10 protein-coding genes are annotated in these 7,700 nt (G+C 72.1%); 6 read left to right on the top strand and 4 right to left on the bottom strand.

The features are described 5' to 3' along the window. Positions 1–33 precede the first annotated feature (33 nt). Positions 34–1,155: a DUF1214 domain-containing protein gene (locus VFW24_12625; protein ID HEX5267608.1), complete on the bottom strand. Its 1,122-nt coding sequence runs from the start codon at positions 1,153–1,155 to the stop codon at positions 34–36. 76 nt (positions 1,156–1,231) lie between these two features. Here VFW24_12625 and VFW24_12630 point away from each other — a divergent pair, with 76 nt between their 5' ends. After that, positions 1,232–2,479 carry a zinc-binding dehydrogenase gene (locus VFW24_12630; GenBank protein HEX5267609.1) on the top strand — a complete coding sequence of 416 codons (1,248 nt, stop codon included), beginning with the start codon at positions 1,232–1,234 and terminating at the stop codon, positions 2,477–2,479. A gap of 43 nt (positions 2,480–2,522) precedes the next feature. Beyond that, positions 2,523–3,002 (top strand): helix-turn-helix domain-containing protein, encoded by a 480-nt coding sequence (locus tag VFW24_12635; GenBank protein ID HEX5267610.1) that lies wholly within the window; start codon positions 2,523–2,525, stop codon positions 3,000–3,002. Positions 3,003–3,011: 9 nt separating this feature from the next. On the opposite strand, the gene VFW24_12640 is transcribed toward VFW24_12635, so the two are convergent. Further along, positions 3,012–3,980: a nitronate monooxygenase gene (locus VFW24_12640; protein ID HEX5267611.1), complete on the bottom strand. Its 969-nt coding sequence runs from the start codon at positions 3,978–3,980 to the stop codon at positions 3,012–3,014. 32 nt (positions 3,981–4,012) lie between these two features. Continuing rightward, positions 4,013–4,369 carry a metalloregulator ArsR/SmtB family transcription factor gene (locus VFW24_12645; GenBank protein ID HEX5267612.1) on the bottom strand — a complete coding sequence of 119 codons (357 nt, stop codon included), beginning with the start codon at positions 4,367–4,369 and terminating at the stop codon, positions 4,013–4,015. 98 nt (positions 4,370–4,467) lie between these two features. Here VFW24_12645 and VFW24_12650 point away from each other — a divergent pair, with 98 nt between their 5' ends. From VFW24_12650 to VFW24_12665, 4 genes are read left to right on the top strand one after another with little or no spacing between them, the layout of a single operon-like run. Further along, positions 4,468–4,908 (top strand): ArsI/CadI family heavy metal resistance metalloenzyme, encoded by a 441-nt coding sequence (locus VFW24_12650; GenBank protein ID HEX5267613.1) that lies wholly within the window; start codon positions 4,468–4,470, stop codon positions 4,906–4,908. Further along, entirely contained in the window at positions 4,905–5,651 is a 747-nt protein-coding gene (locus VFW24_12655; protein HEX5267614.1) for an aquaporin, read from the top strand. Before VFW24_12650 ends, VFW24_12655 begins: the two co-directional genes overlap by 4 nt. Positions 5,652–5,656: 5 nt before the next feature. After that, positions 5,657–6,835 (top strand): acyl-CoA dehydrogenase family protein, encoded by a 1,179-nt coding sequence (locus VFW24_12660; GenBank protein ID HEX5267615.1) that lies wholly within the window; start codon positions 5,657–5,659, stop codon positions 6,833–6,835. Then, the gene (locus tag VFW24_12665; GenBank protein ID HEX5267616.1) at positions 6,811–7,485 is read left to right on the top strand and encodes a hypothetical protein; all 675 of its coding nucleotides are present in this window, start codon (positions 6,811–6,813) and stop codon (positions 7,483–7,485) included. Before VFW24_12660 ends, VFW24_12665 begins: the two co-directional genes overlap by 25 nt. A gap of 13 nt (positions 7,486–7,498) precedes the next feature. Here VFW24_12665 and VFW24_12670 read toward each other — a convergent pair. Then, the coding region (locus VFW24_12670) for a DUF445 family protein (GenBank protein ID HEX5267617.1) at positions 7,499–7,700 on the bottom strand (202 nt) is incomplete at its 5' end.

The following is a 7,700-nucleotide window of genomic DNA, read 5'->3' on the forward strand; positions in this document are numbered from 1 at the left end:
CCCCCGAGGACCAGGCCTGAGCCGGGCGCCCGGTCACCGGAGGTCGGCCAGGGGGACCACCCGGCAGTCGGTCCGGCCCGGGTCGCTCTCCGGGAGGAGGAAGCGCCAGAAGATCGTGCCCTGGCGGTGGCCCTCGCAGTCGAGCCAGTTGGGCAGGCCGGGATCGGCCTGGGCCACGGCTATGCGGTAGGTCCCGTCCGCCTCGAGGGCGATCTGGCTCATGTTCAGGGACGAGCGGCGGTTCCGGTACTCGAGGGTCTGCATGTGCCGGTTCCACAGCATGACGTTGGCGAAGGCGCACTTCGGTAGGGCGCCCGTCATGAGCAGCGCCTGGTCGGGCGCCAGGTCCCAGCGGGCCAGGGCGTAGGTGATGTCGGCGGCTCCCGGCACGGGCAGCCCCGAGTCGCGGAAGCTGAACGGGGCGGGCAGCACGTTGGGCTCGTTGGAGACGAACGGGACCGGGGACGGGGCGCCGAACAGCCCCTGACCGAGCGTGGTCTGGCGGAGGAACGCCACCCCCTCCTGCATCCGCTCGGCCAGCACGGCGTCGCTGAGCGGCGGAGGCGGAGGCACGCCGTCGAGGGTCTCGATCCCGATGGTGACGTGGACGGCCGGGTCGTTCTGGGCCGACGTCGGCAGCTGGTAGTAGCTGCGGACCACGACGGTGTGGGCGGCGGGGTCGAGCCGCACCCAGTTGCCGGGGCGCTCCTCGGCGCTGAGCACCAGCTCGTAGGAGCCGTCGGCCCCGATCTCGAATTGGCGGTCGTTGAGGTCCCCGAGGAGCGGGCCGGCCATGCCGCCGTCGGGGGCGCGGCCGTGGATCGTGAACGACGTGTAGCACTCTTGACCGACGGTCCCGAACACCCGGTAGTTCCGGTCCCCCCGGACGCGGGCGAAATGGTAGATGGCGTCCGGGTTGTCTCCCTGCAGCTTGCGGGCGGGGGAGACGATCGACGCGAAGCGGGGGTGGTCGGGGTCGGCCTCGAAGAACAGCTCCGACGCCGCCGACAGGATCTGGCCGACGTAGCGGTACCCCTCCACCACGTCGAGGGGATCGCTGAACCGCTTCTCGGACAGGACGTAGTCGTCGCGGATCTCGGCCAGCGCCGCGATGAGCGCGTCGAAGGCCGCCGTGGTGGCCGGAGCTCGGTTCATGGTCGCCCCCGTCGTTGTCGCCCGGTCGGGAAAGGGCCTATAACAAGGCCGTGTCTAGCGCGAAGGAGACGGCGTCGTGAAAGCTCTGGTTTTCGGGGTGGCGCCGGAGCCGTGGTCCCCGCCGGACGACGGCAACCCGCTCCTGCGCAACCTGGCCGTGTCCCCCATGCGGCTGGTCGACATGCCCGACGCCCGCCCCCTGCGGCCGGACTGGGTCGTGACCCGGCCCCGGCTCGTCGGTATCTGCGGCTCGGACTCCAAGCAGGCCCTGCTGGACTTCGGGACCGAGGTGGCGGACAGCCCGATGATGGCGTTCTGCTCGTTCCCTCAGGTCATGGGCCACGAGGTGGTCGCCGAGGTCGTCGAGCTGGGCCCGGAGGCGGTCGGCCTCGAGGTCGGCCAGCGGGTGGTGCTGAACCCGTGGCTCACCTGCGCGCCCCGCGGCATCACCCCGGTCTGCCCGGCGTGCGCGGCCGGGGACCTGAGCCTCTGCCACAGCTTCAGCGAGGGTTCGATCAGCGCCGGGATCCACACCGGCGTCTCGAGCGACGCCACCGGCGGGTACGCCGAGCTGATGCCGGCGCACACCAGCATGCTGTTCCCCGTACCGGCCGGACTGGCCGACGAGCAGGCGGTGTTTGCCGATCCCTTCGCCGTTTCGTTGCACGGGGTGACCCGCCACCCGCCGCCCCCGGGGGGGAAGGTCCTGGTCTACGGGGCGGGCGCCCTCGGGCTGTGCGCCATCGCCATCCTCCGGGCCTTCCATCCCGACGTGGAGATCGCGGTGGTGGCCCGCTTCCCCGCCCAGGTCGAGATGGCCCGGCGCCTGGGGGCGGCGGTGGTCGTCGATCCCCAGGACCGGCTGGCGATCATCGAGGAGCTGGCGGCGTGGTCCGGCGGCCGCCTGGCCAAGGGGGGGATGATGCCCGACGGCGAGGCCCTGCCGATGTGCCATCCGGGCGGCGTCGACGTGGTCTACGACACGATCGGCAAGGCCGAGACGTTCGAGGTCGGGGTCCGCCTGCTCAAGGCCCGGGGCACGCTGGTGAAGAGCGGGGTCCACGGCCCCGCCCGCTGGGAGTGGACGCCGCTGTACTTCAAGGAGATCTCGTGGGTGGGCTCGAACGCCTTCGGCGTCGAGGAGGTCGACGGGCAGCGGGCCCACGGCATCGAGCACTACCTGGCGATGGCGGCGGCGGAGCGGGTGGACCTGACCGGGATGCTCACCCACACCTTCCGCCTGCCCGAGTGGCGGGACGCCTTCGCCACCATCGCCGACCAGGGCCGCACCGGCGCCATCAAGGTGGCCATCGACCACCGTTGAGCCCGGGGTTCTATAACGCAACCCACCGGGCTATGATTGGTGGGTGGAACGCAAGAGCTTCGCCGACATGCACTGCTCGGTGGCCCAGTGCCTGGAGGTGGTGGGGGAGTGGTGGTCGATGCTCATCGTTCGCGACGCCTTCCTCGGCGTCACCCGCTTCGACCAGTTCCAGGAGCGCCTCGGCATCTCCCGCAACGTTCTCAACCAGCGCCTCAACCGTCTGGTCGACGCCGGCGTGCTGGAGAGGGCCATCTACAGCGAGCACCCGCCCCGGTACGACTACCGGCTGACGGCCAAGGGTCGCGACCTGTGGCCGGTGCTCACGACCATGCGCCAGTGGGGTGACAAGCACGCCGCTCCCGACGGCCCGCCCCTCCACCTCGTGCACACGGCGTGCGGGAAGGTCTCCCACGCCGTGATGACCTGCTCGGCATGTGGCCAGCGGCTCACGGGGCGCGACGTCCGCGCCGTCCCCGGACCGGGTGACCTCGATGCCCTGGTGGAGGCGGTCGTCTCCGACTGACCGGCGCGGTCAGCCACCGCCGGCCGGCGGCAGGAACCGGTCGAGCGAGCCGATCACCTCGTAGAACTCGGCCACGGTGCGGTGGATGATGTCCCGCACGGGCAGCAGCTCCCGTATGCGCCCCGCCACCTGACCGCCGAAGGCGAAGCCCCGGTCGAGGTGGCCGCCGAAGTAGAGGTCGAGGATGCCGTCGATGCCGACGGTGGCGCCCATCACGACGCTGGGCTCGTGCTCCAGGGCCTCGGTGAACGGCGTGCGCATCACCCGGTAGGCGGGACTCGAGTACGGGCTGAGCACGACCGTGTCGGTGGCGTCGGCGTCCATCACCAGGCGCTTGTAGTTCTCGTGCACCGGTGACTCGAGCGACGACACCATGCGCGTGCCCATCTGCACGCCCTCGGCCCCGAGGGCGAAGGCGGCCGCCATCGACACCCCGTCCACCATCCCCCCGGCCGCGATGACCGGCAGGTCGAACTCGGCGCAGACCTGCGGCAGGAGCACGATGGTGGATACGGGGCGGGTGCTCTTGAACCCGCCCCCCTCGCCGCCTTCGACCACGAGCCCGTCCACCCCGGCCGCCACCGCCTTGGCGGCGGCGCGCAGCGAGGGGACGACATGGAACACCGTGATGCCGGCGTCGTGCAGCGCCTGGGTGTACCGGGCCGGATCCCCGGCCGAGGTGGTGACGAAGCGCACGCCCTGGGCGGCCACGAAGCCGACCACGTCGAGTCCGCCCACGAGCATCTGGGCGATGTTCACGCCCCAGGGCCGGTCGGTCAGCTCGCGCATCTTCTCCATCTCGACGCGGACCTCGTCGAGGCGCCCCGACGAGGTCTCGACGATCCCGAAGGCGCCGGCCTCACACACCGCGGATGCCAGCTGGGCCCGGGCGATGAACCCCATCGGGGCCTGGACGATCGGGTAGTCGACGCCCAACAGCTCGCTCACCCGGGTGCGCAGCGGAGCGGGGGAGTCCATGGGAACGCGCAACCTAGTTGTCGGCCCCCGGGTCAGCCGCCCAGGGCCCGGCGCACCGCGGCCAACCGACCGGGCACGACCCGCCACCGCGTCCACTTGCCCCGGCGCTCCCCGGTGATCAGGCCCGCCCCGGCCAGGATCCGGGTGTGGTGCGAGACCGTGGGCTGGCTCCGCCCGAGCGGTCCCTCGAGGTCGCACGAGCAGACCTCCCCCTGGGCGGCCACGAGCGACAGCAGCCGGAGCCGCACCGGGTCCCCGAGGGCGGCGAGCACCCGGGCCAGCTCTACCGCCTCGTCCTCCCCGAGGGGGGCGGCGGTGAGCGACGGGCAGCACAGCGAGTCGTCGGTTGTGACCCCGGCCGGCGTCGACCTGGCTGCTGCACCTCCCATGTGGCCATACCTCCTCTGGGACCGTCCTCCCATTGACATTCCTCGATGTGTCGCGGTAGGTTCACATCGACAATCCTCGATCTTACTGGAGGGGACCGATGTCACGAGTCCAGCTGGCCCTCAACGTGTCCGACCTCGACGCCGCCATCGACTTCTACTCGCGGCTCTTCGACACCGCCCCGGCCAAGGTCCGGCCCGGCTACGCCAACTTCGCCGTCACCGAGCCCCCGCTCAAGCTGGTCCTGATCGAGGGCGGGGGCGCGCCCGGGAGCCTCAACCACCTGGGCGTGGAGGTCGAGACCAGCGAGCGGGTGGGCGCCGCCCAGGTCCGCCTCGCCGGCCAGGGCCTGGCCACGGCCAGCGAGGACGAGGTCACCTGCTGCTACGCGGTGCAGGACAAGGTGTGGGTCGACAGCCCCGACGGGACTCCGTGGGAGATCTACACGGTCCTGGCCGACGCCGAGATGCCCGGTGCGGAGCTACGAAGCGCCGAGCCGTCGCAGGCCGAGTGCTGCGCGGCCCGGCCCGACCTGGCGTGACGGAGGCGCCCGCCGAGCTGGCCCGGCGGGCTCTGGCCGAATTCGTCGGGACGGCGCTGTTGGTGGTGGCCGTCATCGGGTCGGGGATAGCCGCCGCCCGGCTGTCTCCCGGGAACGTGGGGCTGGAGCTCTTAGAGAACGCCGCCGCCACCGCCGGGGCCCTGGTGGCGATCATCCTGGCCGTCGGGCCGGTGTCCGGCGCCCACCTCAACCCGATCGTCACCCTGGCCGACCGGTGGTTCGGGGGGATCGACACCCCCGCCGCCGCCGGGTATGTGGGGGCGCAGCTGGCCGGAGGGTGGGCGGGGGCGGTCGTCGCCAACCTGATGTTCTCCCGGCCGGCCGTCGAGCTGGCCACCCGCAGCCGCACCGGCGGCGGAGTATGGCTGGCCGAGGCTGTGGCCACGTTCGGCCTGGTGCTGGTGGTCTTCGGGGTGGTCCGGTCGGGACGGGCCGGCGCCGCTCCGTTTGCCGTCGGCGCCTACATCGGCGGGGCCTACTTCTTCACCGCCTCGACGAGCTTCGCCAACCCGGCGGTGACCTTCGGCCGGATGTTCTCCGACAGCTTTGCCGGGATCCGACCCTCCTCGGCGCCGGCGTTCGTGGCCGCCCAGGTCGTGGGTGGGGCGCTCTCGGTGGCGGTCGTGGGCTTCCTTTACCCGGGCGTGGAACGCGCCGCCGCCGACGTCTTGATGCCCCATCCCCCCGTCGTACCCGCCCCGGAGCCGCCCTTGCCAGAATGAGGCCGATGCCGACCACCATCGACGTCGACGAGGCCCAGGTCCGGGCCCTCACCGAGAAGCTGCTATCCGACTTTGCCGGCTCCGACGACCGCGCCTTCTTCGGCGCCCAGTTCGACCTCGGCCTGGCCCGGGTCGATCACCCCCGCGGCTACGGAGGTCTCGACGCCGAGCCCCGGCTGCAGGACGTCGTCGACTCGACGCTGGAGGCGGCCGGACGGCGCGGCCAGTGGATGCGCAACCCGATGGGCATCGGCATGTGCGGGCCGACGATCGTGGCGTGGGGCACCGACGAGCAGAGGCAGCGTTTCCTCCGGCCGATCTTCACCGCCGAGGAGATCTGGTGCCAGCTGTTCTCGGAGCCGGGGGCGGGTTCTGACGTGGCCGGGCTGTCCACCCGCGCCATCCGCGACGGGGACGAGTGGGTGATCAGCGGCCAGAAGGTCTGGACGTCGTCGGCCCACCTCGCCAAGTGGGGCCTGCTGCTGGCGCGCACCGACCCCGACGCGCCGAAGCACAAGGGCCTCACCGCCTTCGTCGTCGACATGCACGGGCCGGGCGTCGAGGTGCGGCCCCTGCGCCAGATGTCGGGTGGGGCCAGCTTCAACGAGGTGTGGTTCTCCGAGGCCCGGACCCCCGAGTCCTTCCGCGTCGGCCCGGTGGGGGAGGGATGGAAGGTGGGGACGGCCACCCTCATGAACGAGCGGGTCTCGATCGGCGGGACGGTGGCGCCGCGGGGCAGCGGGCCCATAGCCCAGGCTCTCGAGGTCTGGGCCGCCGCCGGCCGCTCCGATCCGGTGGCGCGCGACCGCCTGGCCCGACTGTGGATCGAGGCCGAGGTGCTCCGGCTCGGGAACATGCGGGCCCAGGCTCTGCGCGCCAAGGGGGTTCCGGGCCCCGAGGGCTCGATCCTCAAGATGGGCGGTGCCCTGCTCAACCAGCGGATTGCCGAGTTCACCGTCGATCTGCTCGGGCCGGACGGGATGCTGTGCTCCGGCTACCGGCCGGGCAGCCGGGAGGAGCTCATGGCCGATCCCGTCATCGGCTTCCTCTCCAGCCAGTCGAGCACCATCGCCGGCGGCACGTCGGAGGTCATGCGCAACATCCTGGGCGAGCGGGTGCTCGGACTGCCGCGTGAGCCGGGGGTCGACCCGTCCACGCCGTGGAGCCAGATCCCCCGCAGCTGACGGGCCCGGACCGCTTGTCCCCCGACTGGCAGACGATCTCGTCGCTCGCGACTGCGGGCGGGACCCTCGTGCTGGCGGTCGCCACCTTCTCGGCCGTGCGCTCCTCGAACCGGTCGGCGCGAGTTGCCGAGCAGTCCCTCCTCACCAACCTGCGCCCGCTGCTGCTGCCCTCGCACTACGACGACCCGGCCCACAAGGTCGTGTGGCAGGACCAGCACGTGGTCCGGGTCCAGGGCGGTCACGCCGTCGTCGAGGAGCACGACGGCGTGATCTACCTCGCCCTGTCGCTCCGCAACGTCGGCGCCGGGCTGGCCCTCCTGCACGGCTGGTACCCGCGGCCCGACCTGGTGTTCAGCGACGTCGCGCATCCCGACCCCCCGGAGTTCCGGCGCCTGACCATCGATCTGTACGTGCCCGCCGGCGGCACCGGCTACTGGGAGGGCGCCATCCGCGACGAGAGCGACCCGGTCCGGGCCGGGATCATGCGCTGCCTCGACGAGCGGACCTCGTTCACCATGGAGCTGCTGTACGGGGACCAGGAGGGGGGCCAGCGGCGGATCAGCCGTTACATGCTCATCCCCGCCGGCGACGGCGGGTGGTACTTCCAGGGTGGGCGCCACTGGAACGTGGACCGGCCCGACCCGCGCTGAAGTCGGGCCTCGCTCAGCCGATGGCGGCGGCCACGGCGTGGATGACCAGACCGACGGTCGCTCCGACGACGGTCCCGTTGATCCGGATGAACTGCAGGTCGCGGCCGAGGAGGAGCTCGAGCTGACCGGAGGTCTGGGCGGCGTCCCACCGGTCGATGGTCACGGTCACCAGGCCCGCCAGCTCGTCGCGGAACTGCTCGGCCAGCGCACGCGCC

The sequence above is a fragment of the Acidimicrobiales bacterium genome (assembly GCA_036273495.1).
GTDB lineage: Bacteria > Actinomycetota > Acidimicrobiia > Acidimicrobiales > JAJPHE01 > DASSEU01.

Excerpts from the sequence above, each read along its gene's own strand:
- VFW24_12625 (HEX5267608.1), bottom strand. The coding sequence starts at position 1,155 with ATGAACCGAGCTCCGGCCACCACGGCGGCCTTCGACGCGCTCATCGCG.
- VFW24_12640 (HEX5267611.1), bottom strand. The coding sequence starts at position 3,980 with ATGGACTCCCCCGCTCCGCTGCGCACCCGGGTGAGCGAGCTGTTGGGC.
- VFW24_12645 (HEX5267612.1), bottom strand. The coding sequence starts at position 4,369 with ATGGGAGGTGCAGCAGCCAGGTCGACGCCGGCCGGGGTCACAACCGAC.
- VFW24_12650 (HEX5267613.1), top strand. The coding sequence starts at position 4,468 with ATGTCACGAGTCCAGCTGGCCCTCAACGTGTCCGACCTCGACGCCGCC.
- VFW24_12660 (HEX5267615.1), top strand. The coding sequence starts at position 5,657 with ATGCCGACCACCATCGACGTCGACGAGGCCCAGGTCCGGGCCCTCACC.